We start from the raw sequence: 23481 nt of genomic DNA, 5'->3' as shown, positions 1-23481 counted from the left end.
TCATGTTCGATAAAATGAGCCACTGGACTACCCACATCATCGAAGGGCTGCTGCCCAAGGCTACGGCCGATGCTGCCCCCTGCGGTACCGGGGACGAATGGTGGGAGAGGAAGACGATAGATGGAAATTGCTACGCGCGTCTGGTGAGGCAAACCCCGGGATGCGTCATCCTTCGCTCCCCCTGGGAGTTCAAGAAGGCCGGGCACTGCTGATCTAGTCCTGTGGCCGCTCCGTGAGGGGCGGCCACACGAATCATCACACCTACCTGGGGACTCCCGTGCCGTATGTATTGCTCGCCTGCCGGCTCGGCGTTACGGCGGTGATGGCACTCGCGGCGATCAGCAAGCTGCGCGCCCTGAGCAGCTTCGCCGCTTCGCTCGATGGTTTCGAGGTCGTGCCCACCTGGCTGCGCCGACCGCTCACGGTCCTGGTCCCGGCTGCTGAACTTCTCATCGCACTCCTGCTGACGTTACCGTCCAGCCTCTTGGCCGGCCTCATTGGTGCAGTGCTGTTCTGTTGCGGTCTGACTGCGTTCACGGTCCTCGTAGTAGCCCGTGGGAAGAGGGTGAGCTGCGCCTGCTTCGGCGCCACCGATGTGCCCCTGGGCAACTGGCACATCCTCCGCAATACGGTGCTACTAACCGCGGCGGGCCTTGGGGCGTATCTGCATCTGCATATCGGCGGCAGCCCAACGTGGAATCTCGCGGGGATCGCCCTGGCAGTGACCGCGGCCTCTGTGCTTACCGTATTGATCGTCTTCACAGATGACATCGCCAAAATCTTCGGATCGTCGGTCCTATCGGGTACGCAGATCGGGGAAGGAGTGGCGGATGAAGTTAGGACTACGCATGGAGTTCGTCGCCTCGGGGGTCATTCTGGTGACGGTAATAGCGGCACTTAATATCGCGCTGACCTGGGCGGTTTCCCGTCGTTGGCGTCAGCGAATTAGAGCTTTTTCAGTATCGCAACATCATGGCGCACCGTTTGAAGCAGATCTGGGCATCGCCGTCGGAGATCGGATGCCTGTGTTCACCGGTACCACCGCCACCGGAGAGACCGTTACCAACCAAGACTTGGCAGGGCAGGAGGCTTTAATTGCCTTTCTCTCGCTGGATTGCCCCAGCTGCGATGCCAGCGTACCAGCCTTCACGGAAGTCGCTGAGGCTGTACGGACCAGGGGAGGGCGCATTATGGCCACAGTTGTTGGCATTGACGCAGTCAACAGTGAACTTCTCTCCCACGTCTCGGCCTCGGCGGATTTCGTTATCCCGGAGTTCTTGGACGCTCCCTTTGGCAACCTTTTTGATGCCCGAGTCTACCCTTGTTTCGTTCACTACGGCCACGACGGGGTCGTCACCGCTTCCGGGTACGGATTGGAGGGGCTGGGCGAGATCGCGCAGCCAGCCACGCTGTGAATGTAAAAGGCTTGATTACCGACGCCAAGGATGCAGCAAGGCCCTCCGTTCTACGTGGCCTCAAAGAGGCTTATGTACTATGCTGGCGCGCTTGCCCTGGATTCTTAGTGCTCCAAACTGTGATGGCTTTGGTCAGTGGTACCGCCCCAGTTGCCGCTGCCTGGTTGACTAAGGCTGTACTTGACGAACTATCGACCCCCGAGCCCCGATTCGCTCTCTTGATATGGCATGCTGCCGGCATCGGGAGCATGGGGATCGCCGTAGCTGCCTCCTCAGCGCTCGCCACCTACGCCCAGGGACGAACCCGTCGAGAAATCGGCTTGACCGCCCAGAGCCGACTGTTTGCTGCGATCAACAGGCTGAGCGGTCTCTCACGGTTAGAGAACCCCCGCTTCCACGATCAGCTTCGGATGGCTCAGCAAACTGCCGAGAACAGTCCAGACCAACTGGTGGGACTGGGACTGTCCACGCTGCAGGGCACGCTGGCGGCCGCCGGGTTCTTGGGTACCCTCGTGGCAATCAACCCAATGATGGCGGCAATCGCGCTCCTGGCCGCCGCGCCCGCGCTGGCTGCTCACCTGACGCTGAGCCGCAAGCGCGCGGGGTTGCTGTGGCGCATCAGCCCAGGAATGCGACGGAAATTCTTCTACCAGATGCTGCTGACGGACCCCCAGGCAATGAAGGAAATTCGGCTGTTTTGGCTGGGAGGTTTTCTGCGAGACCGCATGCTCACTGAACTGCGCGCGGCAAATCGCGCCGAGGACGATCTGGAGCGCGGTGTCGTACGGGTGCAGGTCACGCTCGCCGTCCTCGGCGCCATTCTCTCGGCCGGTGGTCTGCTGTGGGCCGTGCATGCGGCAGTAACCAAGGGCATCACCCTTGGTGATGTCTCTGTCTTTATCGCCGCCCTAGCTGGCCTCCAAGGAGGTCTGGGATCCTTGGTAGAGGGCATCGCGCATGGGCATCAGTCCGCTCTGCTCTTTCATCACTATCTGACAGTGGTGGGAATCCAAGACGATTTAGCTGCCCCTCGGGAGCTCCAGCCGTTGGCGCCGCTGGCTCACGCCGTGGAGCTACGAGACGTGTGGTTTCGCTACAGTGAGGAATCAGAGTGGGTGCTACGGGGCGTGAACTTGACGATCCCACACGGAACCAGTCTGGCTATAGTCGGGCTGAATGGCGCCGGCAAGAGCACGCTAGTCAAGCTGCTCTGTCGGTTCTACGACCCGCAGAGGGGTGCCGTCCTATGGGACGGCGTTGATGTGCGAGACGTGTCCGTGCAGGAACTCCGGAATCGCGTTGGGGCCGTATTTCAGGACTACATGCATTACGACCTCACCGCGGCCGAGAACATCGGTATCGGCGACCTTGCAGACCTAGACGACTTGGACCGCATTCGCACAGCAGCGGAACGTGCAGGGATAGACGAGACCCTCGAGCGCCTCCCCGCCGGCTACCAGACAATGCTGAGCAGGGTATTTGACTCTGACGAGGATCAAGATCAAGAAGGAGAGGACTCCCAACCGACCACCGGAGTTCATCTATCGGGCGGGCAATGGCAACGCCTGGCACTGGCTCGTGGCCTGATGCGCCAGGGCCGTGACCTGATGGTCCTTGACGAACCCAGCTCCGGTCTGGACGCAGTCGCCGAACGGATGGTCCACGAGAGGCTGCAGGAATTGCGGGCCGGCGCCACCAGCGTATTGATCTCCCACCGGCTCAGCAGCGTGCGCAGAGCGGACAAGATCGTCGTCATTCAGGACGGTCGTATCGTGGAGAGCGGCAATCACGACTCGCTTACTATTTCTTCGGACGGCGCCTACGCAAAGCTCTTCCAGGCACAAGCAGAGGGTTACCGCGATTCGCCCTACCCGAACCCCCACGCGGCTTCGAAATGCGCGGCGGTCCAATGATTCGAATGAGGAAGCACGGGGCTAGATACGCCGCCGCAGCAGCTCTTGGAATTGTGGCACTAGGGGGCGCAAGACGACTGCTGTCTACCGTCAACGTAAGGGGCGGAAGCATGAATCCGACTCTGTTGCACGATGATGTACTGCTCGTCCTGAAGCACGTTCGGCGGTGCCGACCAGGGCGTATCGTTGTCGTTCAACGGCCCGACAGTCATGCGGGGTGGAGTGGCCCTCTGGGTCAGCGCGAATCAGACGGATATTTCGTCAAGCGGGTTGTCGCAGTGGCTGGGGAGCCTGTGCCGCCTTGGGTGCCAGAAGCTCAGCGAGTGGTGCCGCCCCGCATGCTGGTTTTGCGCGGCGATCACTCCGACTCGCAGGATTCTCGGATGTGGGGCTTTTGTCCGCAGGACAGGATGTATGGCGTGATGCTCTTTCGTCTGCCGGGGCGTCGATAGGAGCAAAACCCTGATGTTTTTCTGCTCGCCGCTGCGCGCTAGTGGTGCGGGCTCCGTCATGGCGGCACGCTATTTTGGATCTCTCGGCGATAGTCCATAATTAGCCCGAGGCGCAAATTGATGGTTGGGGAGGGCTACCACGGAGGTGGGTGCCCGGCCTTACTCTTACAACTGCTGCAGGGGGAAAGCTCGATCGGCTACCCTGCCTGCCTTTTCGGGTGGAGCTGTGCGTAGGGGGACAAGCCCGCACGCAGTCGTCTAACCAAGTCCGGCCTCGCGTATCTGACTGCAAGCCGAATTGCTTCTCTGAGCGCGGGCAGCTCCCGTACGCACCAGTGTCGTGCCTGCTCCGCATTGATGAAGACTGGCAGTGGTGCCGCTATCGCTTCCGCCAATGGTGGCAAGGGGCGGGAGTCCGGTAGTAAGGTTTCTTTCGCCTTTTCAGAGGCTGCGCTGTACCAGACCAGCAGCCGTAGCTTTGCGGCCGTCCTGATTTCTCGGGGTTCTTCCTCCATGACGCGCTCGAGTGAGTACTCACCCAGCAGATCGTGGAATGTGTACACTCCGGGCTGAGGTGTCTGCAATAAATGCACATCCACCAACGCTTCTAACAACTCCTGAGTCTCCCCTGCAGGGCGACCCAACAGTGCGGCGGCCGAACTAGCAGTAAGCGCAAATGCAGACCAGAGCCCAAGCCGTCGGAAGGTGCGCGCCTGATCAGCTTCCAGTGGCCGAGGGCTATCCCGCATCGCCACATAGCTGCTTGCGAAGGCATCGCGGACGGTCAGCCCGCCAGCTGCCAGTGCCCGCAGTCGCTGGCCACTGCTAGAACTCATGCGCTGCGCCAACGCAGTCAGTGGCCAGGTGGGGCGCGCGGCTAGCCACGCACCGGCGATCTGCAGGGCGAGTGGCAACCCTCCGCAAGCGGCAAGCACCGCGGTCGCCCCCTCAGGATCGGACTCGACGCGCTGAGATCCGCAAAGCGCCGCAAGCAGGTGTCGAGACTCCTCCCTATTTAAAGGTTGCAGGAGTAACCGTTCTACGCCCGGCAGATCCGCGAGCGTATGACGGCTAGTAAGTGCAACTGCACAGCCACTGTTTCCTGGTAGCAGCGGCGCGATCTGCGCGCCGTCCCGTGCGTTGTCCAGCAACAGCAGCACTCGCTGACCATCCAGAGCCGAGCGGAACAACGCCGCCCGGTCGTCGATGTGGTCGGGAAGCGACCCTTCGTGGACGCCTAAGTCTGCGAGAAAGCGGCCGAGTAGAGCATGGACGGATCGCTCATCACCTGCACCAGAACCGCGCAAATCTCCATAGAGCTGGCCATCGGGAAAATCGCTACGCAATGAGCGTGCGACGTGTATGGCCATTGCGGTCTTGCCCACGCCGGCCATACCTGACACAACCACTACACGCGGGACCGATATGTCGGTACCCGGCCGCAGCGTGGCGCTCAGCCGCTCCAGTTCCTTCAGTCGTCCCGTGAAATTGGCTGTGCCGATAGGTAGTTGCGCGGGGGTCGGACGTGGCTGTCGAGCCAACGACGGCGGCGCAACGGACGCAACCGGGGTTGTAGCGAACTTGTCCAAATCATCAGCAGCGCTGTGCTGACGACCGGAGAGCTGGGGGGCTTCCTGGTCGGGGCCTGGTGACTGGTGAGCGTTAAGGATCTCTTGATACGCGTCCTGGACTGGGGCACCTGGCTCGATGCCAAGTTCGTCGATCAGTGTCCTGCGTAGGCGGTGGAAAACGGCCAGCGCCTCAGCCTGTCGGCCGGTCCTGTGCATGGCTAACATCAACTGGCGATGGAACTCTTCCCGCAGCGGGTGCTCCTCGGTCAACTGGGCGAGTTCGGGGGTCAAACCACCGTGCTGGTTCAGGCGGAGCTCTGCGTCGAACCGCCATTCCAGCGCCTGCAGGTGGGTTTCTCGAAGGTGCTGGATATGTGGCCGTATCCCAGCCACCGAAAAGCTGAGGTCCGGCAAGTCGGCTAGCGGCTCGCCGCGCCATAGACCCAGCGCTGCAGCCGTCTCCCTCGCGACTGTCACCCAGTCCTGCCGCTTTCGGCCAGCGCGGGCGACAGCCAGCCGCTCTGTGAAAACTTCACTGTCTAGCTCCCCCTTTTCGACGGTGAGCACGTAGCCGCCCGGCGCAGTCTCTAACCGGGGCCGGCCCCCCTCGCCGAGGATGCGTCGCAGTCGCGACACGTGGTTGTGCATTGAGGAGCTCGCGGTGGCGGGTGGATGCCCGCACCAAAGGGCTGCCTCCAAGGTGCGTAGCGGGACGGTACGGTTGGGCGTCAAGAGGAGCATTGTTAGTAATGTCCGAACCTTGGCGCTGCCAATTGGACGAGCAACCGTGTCGATGTGAACGGTTAACGGGCCGAGTAAGCCAAACCGCATGTGCGCGCCTCCCCCAGGCTAAGACCTCCTGCTACCCGGATTGTGAAACGTGAGTAGCAGGCAGACCTTCGTTAGTGCACGCTAGCGAATGCGGTGTAGCTTCCCCTGTTGAGACACGCCGGGTGAATCCTTTTTGAGCCGTGAGGCGAAACATGGTTCGGAGCTCGTGGCGACATGTCTGGCCAACTTTTGGTGGTTATGCGCGGGATGCCGCACCAAGGTGCGGCCAGCCCTGCTAGGCGGGCTGATCGTATCGTCGTATCATCAGTTGACGGTCGGGGTGCTGGGCCTGAACGTCCAAGAAGTGCCGCACGGTTGCCATCAAGGCGCCATCACCACCGGCAGAGCCAAAACCAAGCAGGGCACCCGTCTCGGCATCGTGGACGCGATAGTGAATCGTCTCCCAGGCCACTTCGGCGTCCTGGAGCTGCTTGCCGTGCCAGACGTCAGTCACAGGTGCCCTCTCCGTCCTCGTCTGCCGGGCGGGGCCGTTAGCCGCACCCTGACCTCAGTATTGCGCCGCATCTTGCTCGTGTTCCACTGCCATCGAACCCCAAAAGGAAACACTGTCCTGTCCCCGTGGAATCGAGCTGGCCTTGTGAGTTCGAGAACTCGTGCCGTTGTGCGACGTTCGCAGCAGCCGAGTTGTGGTCCCTTAGTGGGCAGCGGGGACAGTACCCGCTGCCCACCTTTCACCCGCCGCATCCTTCGGCGCGGGCAGCGGTTCGACGCCGACTTGCTCAGGGAGCTCGCGCTGCCCTCGCTCAGTTGGCCTGGAGCTTGTCGATGGCAGCTTGGATGTGTCGGTCGACTAGGGCGGGTGCGCCCACGAGCATTACCAGCATGTTGCCGCGGCGGGCGGCGGCCGTCTTCAGTACGTTCGACCACCCTCCTGGGCCGCTGAGCGTGGTGGTGAAGGCGTAGGCGTCTGGTCCGAGGCCGGGGGTCTTGTCTTTGCGCACGGTGACGGTGATCGGGGTGCTGCCGGAGGTCATGGTGTAGGTGGGGCATGACGTCTGAGCATGCATGAGCATGCGCAGCCCTGTGGCCAGCTTGGATGGCGTATCGCTGTGCAGTTCCTCGCCCAATGTCGAGTCCGCGCCGAACGTGAAGCCGGCGGAGGTCTTCGCTGCGAACCGCACCTCGTCGCTGTGTTTGCCTAGCTCCTCCAGCGCGGGGCAGCCGCTTACACCCATGTCGTCGTACCGGTGAGGGTCGGCAGCCTTCTCGTCGTCAGGGGTCTCGGTCTGCGTGTACCCCGGCCCCAAGTCGTCAGTAGTCAACAGGTGGTGACGTAACTGCTGGACCCGGATGGGCTTGAGCTCGGGGGATCCGGCTGCTGGAGCCCGGGATGCAGTCGATGTGGCGTCGTGCTTAGCCGTGGCGGGTGTGCTGCTGCAGCCGACTGCTAAGGCCAGGATCCCGCAGGCAGCCACTGCTACCGTCCCGCTGATTCGACGCTGCTTACCCGGCACCAGCCAACCCCCGTTATCGACAATGAACATGACCCTATCGGCGACCGAGCCATGCGACGTCGTGCGGCTTTGCGGGTGGCGTGATCGTTGTCCTCCGGCTGCGAGGCTCCGAGTCGGAAGACATTGCCGCCGAGCGATGGACTGGCCCCGCGATCACGCGACCGATGCTCGGCCGCGGGCGGAGGTCACCCTGCGCGACGGGCAGCGTCTGCAGGCCGCTGTCGTGTACCGGCGTCGCGATCGTGTGGGTGCGTGCGTGGTGGTACGAGCTGCAGACCGAGGTACCCGACTGCGATGAAGGCGGCCGCAATGGCGCGGTCCCACACACATCCCACGGCGGAAAGTGCCCGATTGATCTCCATTGCTGGATTGATCAGAGGCGTTGATCGACTGATGGCCAACCGGGGTGAGCGTCACGGAGGCGGTGAGGCGACAGGGGCGGTCCTGCGTCTTTGGCCGAAAAGGGGATCAGCTCTGGACCCCTGGTGGAGCTGGTCGGAGGGCGATCGTCCAGGTGATCAGGAGGGAAGGCGTCCGATGGAACCGCTCGTTACGTGCCTGCCGACGATTCGCGTTTCGGCGCGGTCGTTATCGCACTCGATCACGAGGCCGGGACGTTGACCGTGAGCGGTGACGGACTGCCGACGGTCGAGGTCTGCCGTGCTCCCGGAACGACTGCGGAGAGCCACGTGCCGATCGGTACACGCGACCCCGAGCGGCTCACCTTGGCCGTCGAAGGCGCCGAGGAGGCGCTGCGGCCCGCCAAGGGGTTTTTGACCCGGCGGTCGTATCGGGTGGAGGTCGTCTCCGCGTGGAGGCGCGGGTACTTGCTGGTGCCGGATTCCCTCGGTTCCGCCAGGCTGCTGTGCGATGGTCCGTTGCTCGGTGTCTTGACGTCGTCCGGCGGCGGGAGCGTGACCGCGCAGTGGGAGACGGAGAGCGACTCCAGCCGAACTCCGGAACCGTACGACGCGTCCGTGGGATACGCGCTGGCCGCCGCCTTCGGGACCGAGGCAGAGCCGATGTGGAAGCTCACCCTGAACGTCGCGCTCGAACTGTGGCCTTGAGGCGAGGAAATTCTGTCCGGGGCAGCGGATGGGAGCAGGTCGAACGCGCGACGAACGCGAGACCGTCGTAGTCCTGGGCCGGAACGAGCGGGGCCGTGTGGAAGCGGTAGACAAACCGGGGAGAGTTCGCGCCGAAACTGCGTTGTGCCTGCGGGCTGTTCAGCCAGCGCGCGGTTCCGGTCCGCAGGTCGGCGTAGTAGTCGCCGCGTACGACGTCCGCAAGTCGCGCCTCCAGGGAGCGGATGCCGGTGCTGATGCGGTGATGTGGCCGTTGTGCGCCCAGACCATGACGCGCGCCCCCGGGGCGTCGTCCACGAGGCGTGTAACGGCCTCGGCCATGTAGCGATCGCGCTGAGCGAACACGCTGTCCTCGCCGGCGGAGGGGTCGCAGGGCCGGGTCACGAGGTCGGCGGCGCGGATGAAGATCTGCGCGTGCTCCAGGGCCTCGTCCGCGCCGTCGCCGGGCCCCGACAGCACACGGTGGTCCGCGACGAGGCGGCCCGATTTCCTCGACGTGGCGCATCAGCACCTGGTCCGGGTCGGGCAGTGAGGCCGGGCGTGCCTGGGCGAGCACCTCGAGGGCGTGGGCCTCCCCGGCACGTTCGGGCACCATCCGGCGCAGGAAGGCGGCGACGGCCCCGACGGAGTCGGCGCAGCGCTGCGGGTCCGTGCCGACGAAGCGGACCCGGCGCTCCTTGAGCAGGTCGCGGTTGTGGGCGCGCAGCCACTCGACGAGGTCGACCATCTCCCGGGTGCGCCAGGTCCAGAAGCCCAGCCGGGCGAGGAGCCGTTCGGGGTCGCCGGTGCCGTGCCGTACGTAGGCGTCGAGCGCACGGCCTTCGGACTGGCTGGCCTCCATGGCGAGGGTGGTGAATCCATGCTCGCGCACCAGGAACTCCACGATGCGGTGCTTGAGCCGGAAGAACTCGCCGGTGCCGTGGGTGGATTCGCCCAGGCCGACGATCCGCGTCCCGTGCAGGGCCTCGCCCAGCGGCTCGAGGCCCTGCGTGGGCGCGTGTCAGCGTGCCCAGGGGGTGGGCGTGCTCGGTCAGCCAGCGGACGATGTCGTCGGGCACCGCGGTGCCTCTCCTCCCTGCGTGCGGCCGGGCGGCGCGTCGGTACGCCTTGGCCATCGCACCCGTTCGTGGGTCTTCTCACGGTGCTGCCGACGGGCCGGTCGAGGTCTCGGCTCTGGCGAGGTTGGACGAGACGGATACCACCGCGGAGACGGCCACTAGGGTCTCCGCATGGCGGGCGGTGACGGGTGGCCGGACGAAGGAAAGGCATCGAGCACGGAGTAGCTGGCTGCCCTGAGTGAGCTGCTTCTCGGGGCCAGGACCGCGCTGGCAGGGGCCCCCCGGGGGGCGATGCTGCCCGCTGCGCCGGCCGAGCCCTGGGGGTGGGGCAGGCAAAGTCGGCCGCCGCGGATTGAGATGAGTACCCGTTTAGTAAACGTTGATCACCGCTGCGTTGAATGTTGGTCGGCCGTCGGCCGACCAACATAAGAACTTGCGTCGCTTTAGTCACTGTTTGATGCACGAGGGGCTCGTTGACCTGGGCTTCTGGGCAGCGACTCAAGCCTGCTGCCCGCCCCTCCACATCGCAGAAGGCCACCATTTCTACAACGCGTTCCCGCCCCGACACGTTGACCGTCGCACAGCGGTGGGCGACGGCTCGATGGTCGGTGCAGCCGCTCACTCCCGGGCGCGAAACGTCGGGCCGCCACTGCCGCGTAGGTGAAGCGACCGGCCACACCTGCCACAACTTATTCTGCCCTCGACAGGAGACGTGGTGCCGCGGCTTTCGCTGCACCACAGAACGGCTACGCGCATGGTGGAAGCAAAACTGCGACTTTGGCCTCCACGTCGCCTGCGGCCCAGCTGGGCTCGTCGTCGCTGATATCGAAACTCATGCCACCGCACCACCGTCCCACCAACGGCTCCTGCGAAGCATTCCTGTCCACGACGACGTGGACCGCCACGGCGTGGATAGCGACCATCACACCGCCCGAGCCCAAGCCAGGCAGATCGGCACCCGCGCTGACGGCGGATACATCGCCCTGGGGACGATGACCGCCGACGACACCTACATCCCTATCGGCCCCTGCAGGAAACTCACACCCCTGCCCACGTGGCTCTCCCGAAGGCTGGTACGCACCGGTCTCCAGCCCTTCGGCCTGACCACCCTTCCCTCGGCACGCCAAGCCCCTACATCAGTCGACGGAGGCCGTGAGGCCACGAAGAGCACCTTGGAGACTCTGGTCGCCGCCATCGTAGGCTGCACACCCACCCCCGAGGGGGCAGGGTTTTGCGACGAACTCCACCGGGCCGCCCTTCCCGCTGGCTGCCTGACAGATGCTGGCCGCCTTTCCCAGGACGCTGCAAAGGACATGAATGGCATCGCCACGGGTGCCCGACGCCCCCTCTATCCGGGAGGCCGCGCGTGAACGAATTCGATCCTGCAGAGGTCGCACGGCAAATCCTGGCATACAACCGCTCACCACTGCCCACCGAGAAATCCCACGGCCTCCCCATCCAAGGCACGCCCTATCAGCAGCCGCCTTCACCGTTCCGCACAGCGGAGACCGGCCTGCTGCCTGACTCGCTCACCGACCGTGGCCTCGCCAAATGCTTCGCCCATCTGTATGCAGGCGACTTCCGGCACGTCAATGGCCTCGGCTGGTACAAGTGGACCGGCTTCCGCTGGGAGCCCGACGAACACGACACCGTCATCTGGGCAGCCGGCGACATGGCTGAGTCTCTCGCCTCCACCGACCCCACCGGCTTCCACACCGATGCCGAACTGCGTCGAGAACGCCGGCGCGCGTTGTCCACTTCCGGCATCAAATCCGTGCTCATGCAGGCGAAGTCAGCCAGTGGCATGCTTCTGGACGCCTCCCTGCTCGACGCCGACCCTTATGTCCTGTGCACACCCGGCGGCATCGTCGACCTTCGCACCGGTCGAGTCCATGCCCCCGACCCCCGCAGGGACTTCCACTCCCGCTCTAGCTCCGTCAGCCCGCGGCAAATGGCAACACCACGCTGGGATCGCTTCCTAACAGACACCTTCGGCTCGGACGTCGAAGGTCGCCAGATGATCGACTTCCTGCACCTGTTGCTGGGCTACTCCATCACCGGCGACGTCGGCGCCCAGATTCTCGCCTTCCTCTACGGCTTAGGCAAGAACGGCAAGAGCGTCCTTCTCGACGTCCTGGTCAAACTGCTCGGCGACTATGCCGATGCCGCACCGCCCGGCTTTCTGATGGCCAAACCTTTCGAAGGCCACCCCACTGACCTCACCGAACTCCACGGCCGCCGTGTCATCGTCTGCTCTGAGCTCAAGGCCGGCGACCGCTTTGACGAAGCCCGTGTCAAACTCCTGACAGGCGGCGACATGATCAAAGCCCGCCGGATGCGTCAGGACTTCTTCAGCTTCGTGCCCACTCACAAACTTTTTCTGCTCGGCAACCACCGCCCCGAAGTTGGCACCGGGGGTTTCGCGTTCTGGCGTCGGATGCGTCTGGTCCCCTTCGAACGCGTCGTCCCCGACGCCCGCAAGGTCGACAACCTCGCCGACATCCTCGTCACCGAGGAAGGCCCTGGCATCCTGGCCTGGCTCGTCACCGGCGCCAGCCGCTACCTTGGAGGCGAAAAGGACCTCACGGGACCCGAGCGGGTACGCGTGGCCACCACCGCGTATGCAGAGACCGAGGACCACCTGGGGCGGTTCCTGGGCGAATGCTGCAAGCTCGATGCAGGCCTGCGCGCCGAACAGAAGCACCTCTACCTCGCCTACACCCGCTGGTGTGAGAGCGAAGGAGCTACACCGGTCTCTTCCCGCGCCTTCGCCGGCCGCGTCCGCGAAGTACTCGGACTGCGCTCCCCCAAGGAAATGGCCACCTCCAACTCCAAGAAGTACTACCCAGGCCTCGGCCTGCTCACCGACATCACCGAGGAGAGTGCGTGAGCGCCCTGATCGACCCCGCGGACCTCACCCACGAAATCGAACTCGTGTGGCTCGAGGAGATCAACGATCTCGACTACGTACGCCAACACCGCGACCGCGTCACTGGCCGCAATCGCAAACCTGCTTTCCACCGCGACGGCCGCCTTGTCGGCTACGCCGTCCTCGGAGCCAACGCCAAGGCTTCCCGAGCCTCCGGAACCCACCTGCGCCGCGTCTTCTGGCTCGCCCCACACGACCGCGACTCCCAACCCGACGGCATCTACGCCACCGGAGCACCCTCCGAAGCAGTCGACCCCCGCACCATCGCCCCAGGCGCCAAGGGATACAAAACTGAACGCTCCGAAGGCGGACCGGCATCCGACGCCATGCGCGAGATGGGAATAACCCTTCCGAAGGCATGAGCATCGGCTCAGCTCGATGCCATTGCCAAGTTGCGTCGCTTGAGTCGCTCCAAGCGCTAAGAAGTCTCCTGAACAGGCGTTTCGTATGGAGAGCCAGCAGCGACTGGCGAGTGCCGGCGGCTGGAGTGCCTCTTGCCTCTGATCAAGTGGACCCTCGAACCCTTCTTGACCTCTGTCCAGCAGTTCGGGCCTGTCAGATTCGCCCTCGAGCGCGCGCATGTTCACCGAGTCGGTCGCGCACCGTGACCAGCCGCCTCGGGAGCCGACTTCGGCCAGGACTAGGCGGTGAAGCTCGGCCCTGAATCGGCCATGTGCGGCCGGGACAAGAGACCGAAGACCGGTGGCAGTTGCCGTCAGCTGCCACCGGTCGTGGTCACGACGAAGATCGCAGACGGCACTACTCGGTCACCGTGCCGCCTTCGGCCCCTGCGCTGCGGTCGTACCGACGCCGAGTCACCACACGAGGGGGCAGCGCGGCCATGAGCTCGCTAATGACGGAGAGCGACGTCGACGACGAAGCCCGCAGCGTGTGGCTGGAAGACCCCACTCACCTCGACTACGTCCGCCAGGCCCTCGAAAAGCCCCCCGCCGCCGCAACAAACCCCGCTACGCCCGGGGCGGGCGCACGATCGGCTACACGGAACTCGAAGAGAGCGCCGACGCCGATCCGGACAGCGGCCTCTACCGCCGCCGAGCTTTCTTCCTCCTGCCCCACGACCGTGACACGGACCCCGAAGGCGTCTACCGCCAAGGAGCCCCGGGCGAAAACATCGACCCGCGGACCATCGCGCCCAAGCCCTAGAAGGTCGGAAAGAAGACGCACCGCTCCCAGCAGGGTTCCGCCGCGGCCACAACCCCCTGAAAGCCTTGAGTCTGCGCCGGCCGTAGGTGCGTGCAGGGCTAGGTTCCGCGCGGCCAGGCTGGCAGATTCCGCGCTTCAGTCCCTGGCTATCCCCATAGCCGGATGGTTCATCGGCCCGTGACGCCGCAGGCGGGACTAAGGGCCCAAAGTAGGTCATCGATGGCCCGTTGAGCCTCGGACAGGGACTCGTCTCCCGCGAGCATTGCATTGATCCGGTAGATGCTGCTTCTTCGGCTTTTGGGTCGTTGCCAATTGCTGCCGTGCCCGTTGAACGGTGCGTCCCCCCGACCCGTGCTGCTTGGCCCCGGCGAACACCCGAGGCCAGCAGACGCCCCGACAGGACCTCTGCGGCCGCTATGTTGGTTACACCCGGTCGAACTCCACGTCGGTGTCCTCGCAGCTGGCTGCGAGGCGGCGCAGGGTGTCGCGTTCGAGCCGGTTGATGGTCAGGGACCAGCGGAGCTTGGTGGAGACCCAGTCCGACAGGTAGGCGCGCACTGGGCGTCGGCGCCAGGTGGCATCCAGGTGGCCGGGCCCTGGCCGCTCTTTTGCCGGTTGCTGCGTGCAGTGACGGCGGCGTGGTGGGCAACGTGCACCATCATCACTACTGAGGCCACCGACGCGGCCGGCCCGATCCCCGCGAATGCCGCTGGCCCTCACTCCGGACCACTACGAAGCCTGGCTCGGCCCCACACACGACGACCTCGACGCTCTGCGCGCACTGCTGACCACGCCCGCCGACGGCAGCCTGGACGCCCGCACCGTCTCCACCGCAGTCAACAACGTAGGCAAGAACGGCCCTCACCTCCTCGACGACGCACCAGCCGCCTGACACGGGCTTTGCGTCGAGACGTGGGGCTGCTGAGGGCCGGGAGTTGGATAAATCAGGGGCAGTACGGCGCCGACGGTATTCCGGGCTTGGTGACGCTGGCCGCGAGCATCGGATGGTCACCGGCATTGAGTCCCCCGCACCGCAGATAGCGGTACGCACTGACCTGGCGCCGCCACCGCTACGGTCCCAGTAGCCTCCCGCCGCTTCGCCGGCGACAAGCACTGCGCAGGTGAAAGCATTCGTAGCAGTCGGGCCCGCGCTCCTCACATCCGGGATCTCAGCACGTCGACCTCACAGCCCGGCGCGTGCGGGTCGAAGCCGTGCTCGACCAGCCAGCGAACCCCCAGCAGGCTTCGCAACGACCACCACGCGCGGATCACGTCGAGGTCGACGTCGGAGCCGTAGCCGGCGGTGACGTCGCCGAGGTGCTCCTCGTGTCCGAGCGTGAGGGTGGCGAGGTCGTACAGGGCATCGCCCTGGCCCGCCTCGGACCAGTCGATGATGCCCGTGATCTCGTCGCCGTCGACGAACACATGAGCGATCTGCAGGTCGCCGTGTGTGAATACTGGAGTCCACGGGCGGAGCGCGGCCTCGGCGATCCGGCGGTTGCGGGTGACCAGGTCGGCGGGCAGGACGCCGTCCGCCACGAGTAGTTCGCACTCGTCGTCGAGTTCCGCCGCCAGCTCGTCGAGGTCCCGGCCGGCCCGACCGGGCCGGGGCGGCAACGGCGCGTCGTGCAGCTTGCGGATGGCGGAGCCCGCAGCGGCCCATGCCGCTGGGGACGCGGTCGACGGCTCGTCGAGGCGGCCGAGCGTCGTTCCCGGGACGGCGGCGATCGCGAGCACGGGCGGCTTGCGCCACAGGACCTCCGGGGTTGGGACCGGCGCAAGGGACATTGCCTCGACCTCGACGTCGATGCGCGCCTGATCGGCGTCCACCTTCAAGAACACGTCGCCAACGCGCAGGGTCGCGCGCTCGGAATGGGCGACAACGACCTTGACCTCATCCATGGCGACCAGTATTCCGAGATGACCGTCGGCGTCGCCGGATAGACGCGTGCGATCGTGCGGCTGGCCACGTCCTGGCTTTGCCGACGAGTTCCAGCAGCAGGTGTGCAGCGCTTCGGAAGGCAGCCTGCTGGAGCAAGGGCCGATGTTCACGAGAACGTGCTGCACACCTGCCGTTTGAAACTCGTGGACAAAGCCAGGTGGAGAGTTCACGGCGGTACATCACCACGGGGCGGCCGCGTGCGGTTGACGAACCCTGTGGTGCGGGTCCGGGGTGCGGGAGCTGACGTCATCTCACTGACGGAGCCCCTGTGAATCGAACGCGCCGCCTGGCTGTTTCCCTGCTGGTCCTGTTCTGCTGTTCGCCGTGGCAGCGTGCTCGCCCCACGACACGACCGACGACAAGAAGGAGAAACCGAGCGCCTCGGACGGTAAGGGCGGCGCCCTGCGCCTGGCGGACGCGGTGGGCCGACTCAAGACGGCCGTCCAGGTGCGCACCGGGTACGAGCGGATCAAGCTCCTGTGGGTCGACGCCGACCACATGCCTGTGACACCCGCAGAGGTCCTGATTTCTGACGCGGTCAAGAGGCCCCGCGAGGGCAAGACCTGCAAGCTCACCGGCGGAAGTTGGCGCTCCTACTACGACGACAAGACGGTTACCCGATGCGCGCAAGCTCGTCGTCGACCACGTCGTGCCCCTCTCCGAGGCCCAGGACTCGGGTGCCTCGAAATGGAGCGCCGAGCGGCGTGAGCAGTACGCCAACGACCTCGGCGCGGAGCGCAGCCTGGTCGCCGTCAGTCTGGGCCCAACCGCACCAAGGGCGACAAGGACCCGGCCGAGTGGATGCCGCCGGCCAAGGACGCCACCTGCACCTACCTCGCAGACTGGGTGGCCACCAAACTCCGTTGGTCGTTGACCGTCGACGCCAACGAGCGCGGCACGCCGCGCGAACTCGCCTCCACCTGCGCCGACACGACCGTGAGGTATGAGAAGGCCTAGCCTCTCGCCGAGGACGGTGGTTGCTGTGGACGTGGCGATGTGCCGCAGGCCGGGCCTGCGGCGCACTGTGGTCGGGGACGGTCAATGGGGGCTTGGGTCACCGGCTTCCGAGCTCTTGTGGATCAGGTGAGGTTAGTGGCGGTGGCCCCAGTGCTTGGTGTCGATGATGTGATGGTGGCCGTTGCGCAGGGTGGCGGTGTCGCCGTTGTTGTCCCAGGCGTAGGCGCGGCGGTCCTGGTAGACGTCGTGCTGGTTGTCGTGGCCGATGCCGGTGGCCGTTCAGTCGGAGGTTGCCGAAGCGGTAGGAGTGGCCGGACTTGTCGGCCAGAGCCCAGCCCTGTCCGCCGCCTACTCGCCGAGGCCTTCTCGCAACCTCCGCAACCGCTCCCCGACGGCCTTGTCGAGCCGCAGCGCACCCCCGACCATCAGGGAGAGGACGAGGCCCTCGATTTGAAGCAGCTGACCCGGACCAGATTCGTGGCTGACGGGTGCAGCTCAATGAAGGAGCACCAGGTGGTGCTCGCCACATCGACGCTCGTGGCGAGACCTCGGCGAGGCGTCAGTTCAGCCACAGGCTGGTCAACGAAGTACTGCGGCTGGCAGGCACCCGACACCTGGTGCTTGGACACACCACGTGGAGGGTGACGTAAGCAACAGGCCCGACAATCCTCCGGCTGTCGGCCATTGTGCTCACGCGGAAGACTGACGGGGAGCGAGCCCCGTCAGCATGACCGTCGGGGCCGCGGTCGTATCGAGCGAGGGCATCGCGACCGGCGTCCGAGACCACCATCAGATCACCGCGTTCATCGTTGGCCGACTCGATAATCCTGATCACGCTCCGGTCGTGCAGTGTCACCAGCACCCAATAAAGTCCGAACTGCTTCTCCGTCCATGCTTCCCGCTTCGGACCTAGAGATGCTGGAGCTGGGCACGGAGCAAGCAATTGAGTGCTCGTGCGATGAGGAGTTCCGCAGTATCCCTTGATTCTCAAGGTCAAGTGCTGGTGTCGAACACGGTGTCGCGGGCCTGGATGAGCGCGGTGCGCAGGGCACCGGCGAGGATCGGGTTGCCCGCCAGCGCGCTGATCCTCAGCTGGGGACGGGGCAGGTCGAGCCCGGTGAGCTCGTCCTCCACCCGCGCGCGCAGGGCGTCGCCGCCGGCCTGCACGACCTGCCCGGACAGCACGACGAGTTCGGGGTCGACGACGGCGACGACGGCGGCGATGCCAGCGGCGAGCCGCCGGGCGACCTCGTCGAGGATCCGCTCGTCAGCCAGCGCCGCGGCCAGGTTCCTGCCGCCTGCGAGGCGGCGCACGGCGGGTGCGGCGATCAGGCTCTGGAAGCCGTCGCCGACGTCCTCGGCGGCGTAGGCGCCGGTGCCGCCGCGGGTGAGCGGGGCGCCGGGCTGCGGCATGTGGCCGATCTCGCCCGCGCCGCCGGTGGCCCCGCGCAGCAGTACGCCGCCGAGCACGATGGCGGCGCCGACGCCCTCAGCCACGTAGAAGAGCACGAAGTTGTCCTGGTCCAGGGCGGCGCCCTCGTACTGCTCGGCGATGGCGGCGAGGTTGACGTCGTTCTCGATGGAGACGGGCGTGCCCAGCACCTCGGACAGCTCGGCGGGCAGGGTGCGTGAGTGCCAGTCCGGCAGATGCGAGGCATGGCGCAGTCGACCGGTGCGCGGGTGGATGGCGCCCGGGGTGCCGATGACGGCGGTTGTCAGATTCTCGTGCTCAAGCCCGGCCTGACGTAGGGCGCTGCCCACGACCTCAGCTACCAGTCCCAGTCGGGCGTAGTGCTTTGGTTCGGCACTGGAGACCGCGTGGGTGTCAATACGGGAACGGCTCAGTTCGGTGCCGAGGAGGTCGGCGATGATGGCGGTTATGCCAGTCGCATCGGCGGACAGAGCAGCGACGTACGCGGCGCTCGGATTAATTTCGTAAAGCAGAGCGTTCGGACCCCGACGACCAGTCTCGATTCCGGTGGTCCTCACGAGCTCAAGAGATTCAAGGCGCCCGATAATGTGAGAAATAGTCGGCTTGGACAGACCGGACAGCTCCCCGATTCTCGTACGCGCAAGGGGGCCGTACGCAACGAGATGGTTGAGCACAGTACGATCGTTCATAGTCCGAAGGAGGCTCGGTATGCCTGGCCCACTACTCTTTCGGGACATGACCGGCCTCCCTAAATTGATTAGTGATCGCGCCATTGGTCGCGTCGGTCTGGTAAATGGATTCTAGATGAATCTACAGCATCCGAGGGAGGCCTAGTGGTCAAGCGACCCTAAGGCCTCCTCAACTCGTGCACGAATAGCGTAACGCGAATCCTCCTCCCGATTCGCCGGCCTTCCAGTTTTGAGCAACGTGAAAAAGTGCCAAATCGCCCACAAGCTACGCATCAAACCCTAGGGCCCGGCAAGCCGTTCGAGCTCACCATGTGAATCCTTGCAACATGAATCTACGAATCTAGCAAGAGAAGGAGCTTGGGGGTGCTTATGTCGGAAATATGGGTGTTGGTATTCGCCTGTCAGGCACTTATTGGTCCCCCTTCGGGCAGAAAACCATTTTCTGTCATAGATTCCCCCTTTCAGGTGGATCTCGCACCCACGACGAGAGGGGAAGTCCGTACAGAAGCAGTTCACTGAGGGCCGAGCCGATCCAACATGCACCATCCCGGGCAGCCTTGAAGCAAGATGAACGAGAAACAACTGGTGTGTCGACTCTCGGGAGGGAGGCGCCGCGTAATCTCGTGCTGCGAGCACACATGGTCGTGTTGAGTTGGTCCGGACAACGAGTCTCGGCCATCGCGGACGAACTGGGATGCAGCTCCAAGACGGTTCACCGGTTGCACCGCTACAACCGCTTGGGTCTGGACGGGTTGGAGGACCTGGGCGGGCAAGGCCGCAGACGGCGGATCACCGAGGCAGAACGCTCGAGGATCATCGGCCTGGCCAGACAGCTACCCCCGGGCCGGCGGACCGTGGAGGCCGACGGTGAACTGGTCGCGGCGGATGAATCCGGGCCGCTGGAATGGACTCTCGACGCACCGGCCGCAGAGGCTCGGCGGCTGGGCATCGAGGTCGGCCGCAGCCAGGTCCGCCGAATCCTGCTGGCTGAGGGAGTGCGCTGGCCCCGCCCAGCCCAAAGGGGCGAGGACCCCGGCCCGCTACTGGATGAGCAACTGCCCGTCACCACGCCGATCGCCGATTTGGTGCGGTGGGCGAAGATGCGCCAGCGCATTGAGCGTGACTACCGCGAGCTCAAACACGGCCTCGGCCTGGACCACTTCGAGCTCCGCACCTGGCGCGGCTGACACCATCACGTCACCCTCGTCACTGCCGCCCAGGTCTTCCTGACCCTTCGGCGATACCACCCCAAAGCCCCCACCGCAGCCTGAGTCTCTACACGTTCTCGACACCCTGCAGGACATGCTGCGGTGCTGGACCGGCACCTACACCACATGCGGCCATTCGCTCACCCGAGCCAGAACCTAACGAAGCACTACGAACTCACGGTGACGTAGATGTGCACTGGTTGCATCAAGCAAAGCAAGCTGCACGTGTGCAGCCTGCACGGGTAGACAAGAGTGTGAAGCCTCTGGTGGGGTGAGGGAATCTTGGTCGTCGGACACGCCGCCGAATTGATCGCCCCTTGGCCGTCACGTTCGACGAACACGGCATCATCGAATCCGGCGAGTTTGGTGATACGCCGAATGTTGTAAGTCGCGTAGAAATTCCAGCGCCCACGGCTCAAGTAGCTGGCTAACATGACGAGTTGCTTCACCGCGACGCGGCGCACGTCTTGTTGGTGAGCTCTCTAACTGGCACTTCTGGAAAAATAGAAAAGAAGAATGCCGCATTGAAAAGAGGGATACGTCGATGATCAGTTCCATGAATGAAGGCAAGCTGTGCTCTCAAAGTAAAGGAATTGATTCCCCGCCGGTAAGGGAAGGTGCTCAACTCGTACTATCACCCCACTTTGATGATGCCGCTTTGTCTGTCACGTTACAGGCGATCCGTCCGGGCAGCACAGTGGTAACCGTCTTTAGTGGAGCACCTTCCGAAAATCAGGAGGAAACGGTCTGGGATGCGTTGACACGTGCCCAATCGGCCGTGTCACGCCATTGGGAAAGGGTGGCCGAGGATTCGGAGGCGATGAGCGGTATCGGCTGTTCCGTTCGGCATTTGGGTGAACCAGAAGAGCAATATCGTTCGACGTCTGAAGTGGATATCGGCCGTCTTGAGGGTCTTATCTCGCCTTGGGTGAGTAATGCGTCGGAGGTTTGGGCTCCGGCGGCCATCGGTGGACATGCCGATCACATTGCAGTCCGGAAAGCTGCGCTCGCGGCGTGCCGCGCCGTAGGGGACCTTGCTCCCGAGCTGTACTTTTATGCCGATCTTCCGTACTCCCTGGCATACGGATGGCCCAGCTGGGTAACGGGAAAACCTTTTCCTGAATATCTCGACACCGATTTTTGGCTTAATTCCGAACTGGCTGCTCAGGGGATTGACGACATCTGCGTCACGCGGAAAGTATTTCCCCTGGACAGAGGCAGCCAAGAGCGTAAGCGAAGTGCGGTCCGCTCGTATAAGAGTCAGCTCCCTGCGCTTGGCCTTGGGCCGACGGATGTAGAGCGCTGGGATCAGGTACTGGGGTACGAAGTGGCTTGGCGCGTGCTGCTGTAAGACTGCGTCCTATGTGAGCGGATAAGCCGTTAGTAGCATCAGGGGCTGTGGCGAGGCTGTCGTGGACGTTGGCTGCTGAGAGGCCCATGAGAGGGGCAGTCCGTTCGCGTCCGAGAGGGCGCGCATCTTGGAACCCGGCTTGCCTGGCGGTCCACGGCTCTCGGACCTGTTCGCCGCCTTTTTCACCCGTAGATGAGCTGAGTCGTTGGCGCGCGGGAGATGTTGAGCAGGCCGGCAGCGTCCGGACGGTGCAGAATCTCCTAGTGCAGCCGTCCAGACACCTGCCCGCGACCCGATCAAGGACCGGCTATTCGCGGTCGACTGCGATATACCGAAGTACGGCGGAAATTCCCGCCAGGAATACCCGCTGACCAGCACTGAGGCGACCGCCGCGAACTATCTCACCGTGACGTCGGTAAACCTCGTTGCCGATCCGGGGGCGAGAAGGTGCCGTAATAGTCCATTCACTCGTAAAAGGACTAAATAGAGGTACCTGTAGTCGATTTGTTCGATCGAATGCCACATTCCCATAGCTCGATTGTCGAGGCTGATTAGTGACAACAGTTCTCTTGAGCGTAAGCATCATGACTCACCCAACCCGTTCCGCGATGGCAAGCAACTTGGTTGGCCTACTTGACAGCGAAGTCGAGGTGGTCGTGGATCCGGAGCCGGGTGGGGCACCCAACCCTCTGCGCACTAGCGTCGAAGCATGGGCGGCTTGTAAAGAAGGCTCAACTCATCACCTGGTGCTCCAGGATGACATCGCGCCATCAACTGACTTGCTGTCCGTTGCGCGCTCGGCAGCCGTAAGATTTCCTCGATCGGCCGTAGCGTTCTATACGAATTGGGATGGACCCGACGGTGCGGCAGTCCGTTTGGGTGCTCTAGCTGGCGCTGGGTGGGTGTCGGCAATCGATGAGATCTATACACCAACTCTGGCTCTGATGTTGCCTGCAGATCACGCATCCCAATTCTCCAAAGAGGCAAGGTCTCTGCTTTCAACGCGCCGCGAGGATGATGCGGTGATGCTGGAATACCTGCAGCGTCATCAAGTTCCCGTCGTCTTGTCAATCCCCAATTTAGTTGAGCATCAGGGAATAGAAAGCATCGCCGGAAACTCTGCTGAGAGATGGCGATCTGCGTGCAGTTATAGCAATTCTGATCGCCCAAGTTATAAAGTGCTCAACGGATTCAATGCCGTTCCGTACTATCGAGAAGGCGCGGCCTACGTTCTTATGCAGGAGAACGAATCTGCCGACCACCGAATTTGGCGACGGAAACCTTGGCGGCACGCAAAAGATGCACTCGGTGTGGACGCTGCTCGGGTCGATGCCAGTTGGGACGAGTGGTCCAAGTGTGATCCCGTGGCTCGGGACATCGAGAGGCTCATCGACCTCTCCGCAGTACGTGAACTTTGGGCCGCGGCTTATTTGCTTGGGGTCGCGAGCTCACGATTGCGCCCCAGTGGGTGGACTCCAGGGGGTCATGTCCGTTCGGCGGCATTGAATACACTTGGAGTAGGTGGCCTCATTCCAATGGCGAAATGGCATAAGCTTAATGAAGCCCGACCCCTGCTACACCACCTGGCAATGGCCGGAGCGGATCATGGTGCATTGGCTGTGGCTGACTCACTGGCATGGTAGCGGTTCGTGATTTAGCTGATCAGGTCAGAGTTTGGGTCAAATGAATTGGCTGATGACCCGGTTGCCTCGATGGTTCATGAGCATCAGTCAGTTTACTGAAGAGGGATTTGTTTTCGTGTGATGGGACCTTTGGGGGCGGTCAAGTTGAGGCCCGTGCTCTGGTCAGGTGGGATCAGGTTCCACATTCCCGGAATGGTGGTGCGGGTCCTCGGGGCGGTCGACGTGGCTGGTCAGCCGGGGTTAGCAGGGATAGGAGCAGATCCATTGCTTGGGTTATGACGTCGGTCCAGGGACATCGGGCGGCCAGGCGGAGCCAGCGGCGGCGGCCGGTGTTCACGAGTTGTGCGGCGGTGGAGAACTCTCGCA

Annotated in this window: 20 protein-coding genes and 5 pseudogenes; 16 read left to right on the top strand and 9 right to left on the bottom strand. The window is 63.9% G+C overall.

Annotation, left to right across the window (positions count from 1 at the left end):
• The first annotated feature begins 277 nt into the window (after positions 1-277).
• The 4 genes from ACGFZW_RS35645 to ACGFZW_RS35630 all read left to right on the top strand — a co-directional run bounded on the left by ACGFZW_RS35645 (position 278) and on the right by ACGFZW_RS35630 (position 3780).
• Complete coding sequence (locus ACGFZW_RS35645) at positions 278-901, top strand: MauE/DoxX family redox-associated membrane protein (protein WP_393897470.1); 624 nt, start codon at positions 278-280, stop codon at positions 899-901.
• Positions 849-1415: a peroxiredoxin family protein gene (locus tag ACGFZW_RS35640; RefSeq protein ID WP_393897469.1), complete on the top strand. Its 567-nt coding sequence runs from the start codon at positions 849-851 to the stop codon at positions 1413-1415. Before ACGFZW_RS35645 ends, ACGFZW_RS35640 begins: the two co-directional genes overlap by 53 nt.
• Before the next feature lie 248 nt (positions 1416-1663).
• Positions 1664-3328, top strand: a complete 1665-nt coding sequence (locus ACGFZW_RS35635) for an ABC transporter ATP-binding protein (protein ID WP_393897468.1) — start codon at positions 1664-1666, stop codon at positions 3326-3328.
• Complete coding sequence (locus ACGFZW_RS35630) at positions 3310-3780, top strand: S26 family signal peptidase (RefSeq protein WP_393897467.1); 471 nt, start codon at positions 3310-3312, stop codon at positions 3778-3780. Before ACGFZW_RS35635 ends, ACGFZW_RS35630 begins: the two co-directional genes overlap by 19 nt.
• Before the next feature lie 197 nt (positions 3781-3977).
• Here ACGFZW_RS35630 and ACGFZW_RS35625 read toward each other — a convergent pair whose 3' ends face one another.
• The 3 genes from ACGFZW_RS35625 to ACGFZW_RS35615 form a co-directional block, all read right to left on the bottom strand.
• Positions 3978-5999 carry a BTAD domain-containing putative transcriptional regulator gene (locus tag ACGFZW_RS35625; RefSeq protein WP_393897466.1) on the bottom strand — a complete coding sequence of 674 codons (2022 nt, stop codon included), beginning with the start codon at positions 5997-5999 and terminating at the stop codon, positions 3978-3980.
• A gap of 418 nt (positions 6000-6417) precedes the next feature.
• Entirely contained in the window at positions 6418-6636 is a 219-nt protein-coding gene (locus tag ACGFZW_RS35620) for a hypothetical protein (protein WP_393897465.1), read from the bottom strand.
• A 310-nt stretch (positions 6637-6946) separates the two neighbouring features.
• Positions 6947-7687 carry a hypothetical protein gene (locus tag ACGFZW_RS35615; RefSeq protein ID WP_393897464.1) on the bottom strand — a complete coding sequence of 247 codons (741 nt, stop codon included), beginning with the start codon at positions 7685-7687 and terminating at the stop codon, positions 6947-6949.
• A gap of 524 nt (positions 7688-8211) precedes the next feature.
• On the opposite strand from ACGFZW_RS35615, the gene ACGFZW_RS35610 reads away from it, so the two are divergent.
• A complete protein-coding gene (locus ACGFZW_RS35610) occupies positions 8212-8724 on the top strand; it encodes a hypothetical protein (RefSeq protein WP_393897463.1) in 513 nt (170 codons plus the stop codon).
• On the opposite strand, the gene ACGFZW_RS35605 is transcribed toward ACGFZW_RS35610, so the two are convergent.
• The 3 genes and pseudogenes from ACGFZW_RS35605 to ACGFZW_RS35595 form a co-directional block, all read right to left on the bottom strand.
• Positions 8690-8959 (bottom strand): erythromycin esterase family protein, encoded by a 270-nt coding sequence (locus ACGFZW_RS35605; RefSeq protein ID WP_393897479.1) that lies wholly within the window; start codon positions 8957-8959, stop codon positions 8690-8692. The two genes, ACGFZW_RS35610 and ACGFZW_RS35605, sit on opposite strands and share 35 nt — an antisense overlap.
• Complete coding sequence (locus tag ACGFZW_RS35600; RefSeq protein WP_393897478.1) at positions 8884-9126, bottom strand: erythromycin esterase family protein; 243 nt, start codon at positions 9124-9126, stop codon at positions 8884-8886. Before ACGFZW_RS35600 ends, ACGFZW_RS35605 begins: the two co-directional genes overlap by 76 nt.
• A 235-nt stretch (positions 9127-9361) precedes the next feature.
• Positions 9362-9583: pseudogene (locus tag ACGFZW_RS35595) on the bottom strand (erythromycin esterase family protein); the annotation flags it as partial.
• 690 nt (positions 9584-10273) lie between these two features.
• On the opposite strand from ACGFZW_RS35595, the gene ACGFZW_RS35590 reads away from it, so the two are divergent.
• The 4 genes and pseudogenes from ACGFZW_RS35590 to ACGFZW_RS35575 form a co-directional block, all read left to right on the top strand.
• Complete coding sequence (locus ACGFZW_RS35590; RefSeq protein ID WP_393897462.1) at positions 10274-11170, top strand: bifunctional DNA primase/polymerase; 897 nt, start codon at positions 10274-10276, stop codon at positions 11168-11170.
• The gene (locus tag ACGFZW_RS35585) at positions 11167-12690 is read left to right on the top strand and encodes a phage/plasmid primase, P4 family (protein ID WP_393897461.1); all 1524 of its coding nucleotides are present in this window, start codon (positions 11167-11169) and stop codon (positions 12688-12690) included. The genes ACGFZW_RS35590 and ACGFZW_RS35585 overlap by 4 nt, the downstream gene beginning before the upstream one ends.
• Positions 12687-13091 carry a DUF6009 family protein gene (locus ACGFZW_RS35580; protein WP_393897460.1) on the top strand — a complete coding sequence of 135 codons (405 nt, stop codon included), beginning with the start codon at positions 12687-12689 and terminating at the stop codon, positions 13089-13091. Before ACGFZW_RS35585 ends, ACGFZW_RS35580 begins: the two co-directional genes overlap by 4 nt.
• A gap of 479 nt (positions 13092-13570) precedes the next feature.
• A pseudogene (locus tag ACGFZW_RS35575) lies at positions 13571-13827 on the top strand (DUF6009 family protein); the annotation flags it as partial.
• 489 nt (positions 13828-14316) lie between these two features.
• On the opposite strand, the gene ACGFZW_RS35570 reads toward ACGFZW_RS35575, so the two are convergent.
• Positions 14317-14451: a hypothetical protein gene (locus ACGFZW_RS35570; RefSeq protein ID WP_393897459.1), complete on the bottom strand. Its 135-nt coding sequence runs from the start codon at positions 14449-14451 to the stop codon at positions 14317-14319.
• A gap of 75 nt (positions 14452-14526) precedes the next feature.
• On the opposite strand from ACGFZW_RS35570, the pseudogene ACGFZW_RS35565 reads away from it, so the two are divergent.
• Positions 14527-14785, top strand: a pseudogene (locus tag ACGFZW_RS35565) (SOS response-associated peptidase family protein); the annotation flags it as partial.
• Between the two features lie 263 nt (positions 14786-15048).
• Here the strand turns inward: ACGFZW_RS35565 and ACGFZW_RS35560 are convergent.
• Positions 15049-15795 (bottom strand): phosphotransferase family protein, encoded by a 747-nt coding sequence (locus tag ACGFZW_RS35560; RefSeq protein WP_393897458.1) that lies wholly within the window; start codon positions 15793-15795, stop codon positions 15049-15051.
• A gap of 364 nt (positions 15796-16159) precedes the next feature.
• On the opposite strand from ACGFZW_RS35560, the gene ACGFZW_RS35555 reads away from it, so the two are divergent.
• From ACGFZW_RS35555 to ACGFZW_RS35545, 3 genes are read left to right on the top strand one after another with little or no spacing between them, the layout of a single operon-like run.
• Positions 16160-16543, top strand: coding sequence for a hypothetical protein (locus ACGFZW_RS35555; protein ID WP_393897481.1), 384 nt, complete (start codon positions 16160-16162; stop codon positions 16541-16543).
• Positions 16485-16709 carry a hypothetical protein gene (locus ACGFZW_RS35550; RefSeq protein ID WP_393897457.1) on the top strand — a complete coding sequence of 75 codons (225 nt, stop codon included), beginning with the start codon at positions 16485-16487 and terminating at the stop codon, positions 16707-16709. The genes ACGFZW_RS35555 and ACGFZW_RS35550 overlap by 59 nt, the downstream gene beginning before the upstream one ends.
• Positions 16637-16792 carry a hypothetical protein gene (locus ACGFZW_RS35545; protein ID WP_393897480.1) on the top strand — a complete coding sequence of 52 codons (156 nt, stop codon included), beginning with the start codon at positions 16637-16639 and terminating at the stop codon, positions 16790-16792. The genes ACGFZW_RS35550 and ACGFZW_RS35545 overlap by 73 nt, the downstream gene beginning before the upstream one ends.
• A gap of 993 nt (positions 16793-17785) precedes the next feature.
• Here ACGFZW_RS35545 and ACGFZW_RS35540 read toward each other — a convergent pair.
• Positions 17786-18961: an ROK family protein gene (locus tag ACGFZW_RS35540; RefSeq protein WP_393897456.1), complete on the bottom strand. Its 1176-nt coding sequence runs from the start codon at positions 18959-18961 to the stop codon at positions 17786-17788.
• Positions 18962-19293: 332 nt separating this feature from the next.
• On the opposite strand from ACGFZW_RS35540, the pseudogene ACGFZW_RS35535 reads away from it, so the two are divergent.
• The 3 genes and pseudogenes from ACGFZW_RS35535 to ACGFZW_RS35525 all read left to right on the top strand — a co-directional run.
• Positions 19294-19836 (top strand): annotated as a pseudogene (locus tag ACGFZW_RS35535) (helix-turn-helix domain-containing protein); the annotation flags it as partial.
• A gap of 37 nt (positions 19837-19873) precedes the next feature.
• Positions 19874-20184: pseudogene (locus tag ACGFZW_RS35530) on the top strand (IS701 family transposase); the annotation flags it as partial.
• A 481-nt stretch (positions 20185-20665) separates the two neighbouring features.
• On the top strand, positions 20666-21472 hold the full coding sequence (locus ACGFZW_RS35525) for a PIG-L deacetylase family protein (RefSeq protein ID WP_393897455.1): 807 nt from the start codon (positions 20666-20668) through the stop codon (positions 21470-21472).
• Positions 21473-23481: the final 2009 nt, after the last annotated feature.

The organism is Streptomyces sp. NPDC048248, assembly GCF_043201875.1.
GTDB lineage: Bacteria > Actinomycetota > Actinomycetes > Streptomycetales > Streptomycetaceae > Streptomyces.
Note: the sequence above shows the minus strand (reverse complement) of the source record. Positions and strands in the feature narration are given on the sequence as shown.

Coding starts and splice junctions, on each gene's coding strand:
- ACGFZW_RS35545 (WP_393897480.1), top strand. CDS start 16,637: ATGCCGCCGGCCAAGGACGCCACCTGCACCTACCTCGCAGACTGGGTG.
- ACGFZW_RS35615 (WP_393897464.1), bottom strand. CDS start 7,687: ATGTTCATTGTCGATAACGGGGGTTGGCTGGTGCCGGGTAAGCAGCGT.
- ACGFZW_RS35625 (WP_393897466.1), bottom strand. CDS start 5,999: ATGCACAACCACGTGTCGCGACTGCGACGCATCCTCGGCGAGGGGGGC.
- ACGFZW_RS35640 (WP_393897469.1), top strand. CDS start 849: ATGGAGTTCGTCGCCTCGGGGGTCATTCTGGTGACGGTAATAGCGGCA.
- ACGFZW_RS35525 (WP_393897455.1), top strand. CDS start 20,666: ATGATCAGTTCCATGAATGAAGGCAAGCTGTGCTCTCAAAGTAAAGGA.
- ACGFZW_RS35560 (WP_393897458.1), bottom strand. CDS start 15,795: ATGGATGAGGTCAAGGTCGTTGTCGCCCATTCCGAGCGCGCGACCCTG.
- ACGFZW_RS35630 (WP_393897467.1), top strand. CDS start 3,310: ATGCGCGGCGGTCCAATGATTCGAATGAGGAAGCACGGGGCTAGATAC.
- ACGFZW_RS35540 (WP_393897456.1), bottom strand. CDS start 18,961: ATGTCCCGAAAGAGTAGTGGGCCAGGCATACCGAGCCTCCTTCGGACT.
- ACGFZW_RS35635 (WP_393897468.1), top strand. CDS start 1,664: ATGGGGATCGCCGTAGCTGCCTCCTCAGCGCTCGCCACCTACGCCCAG.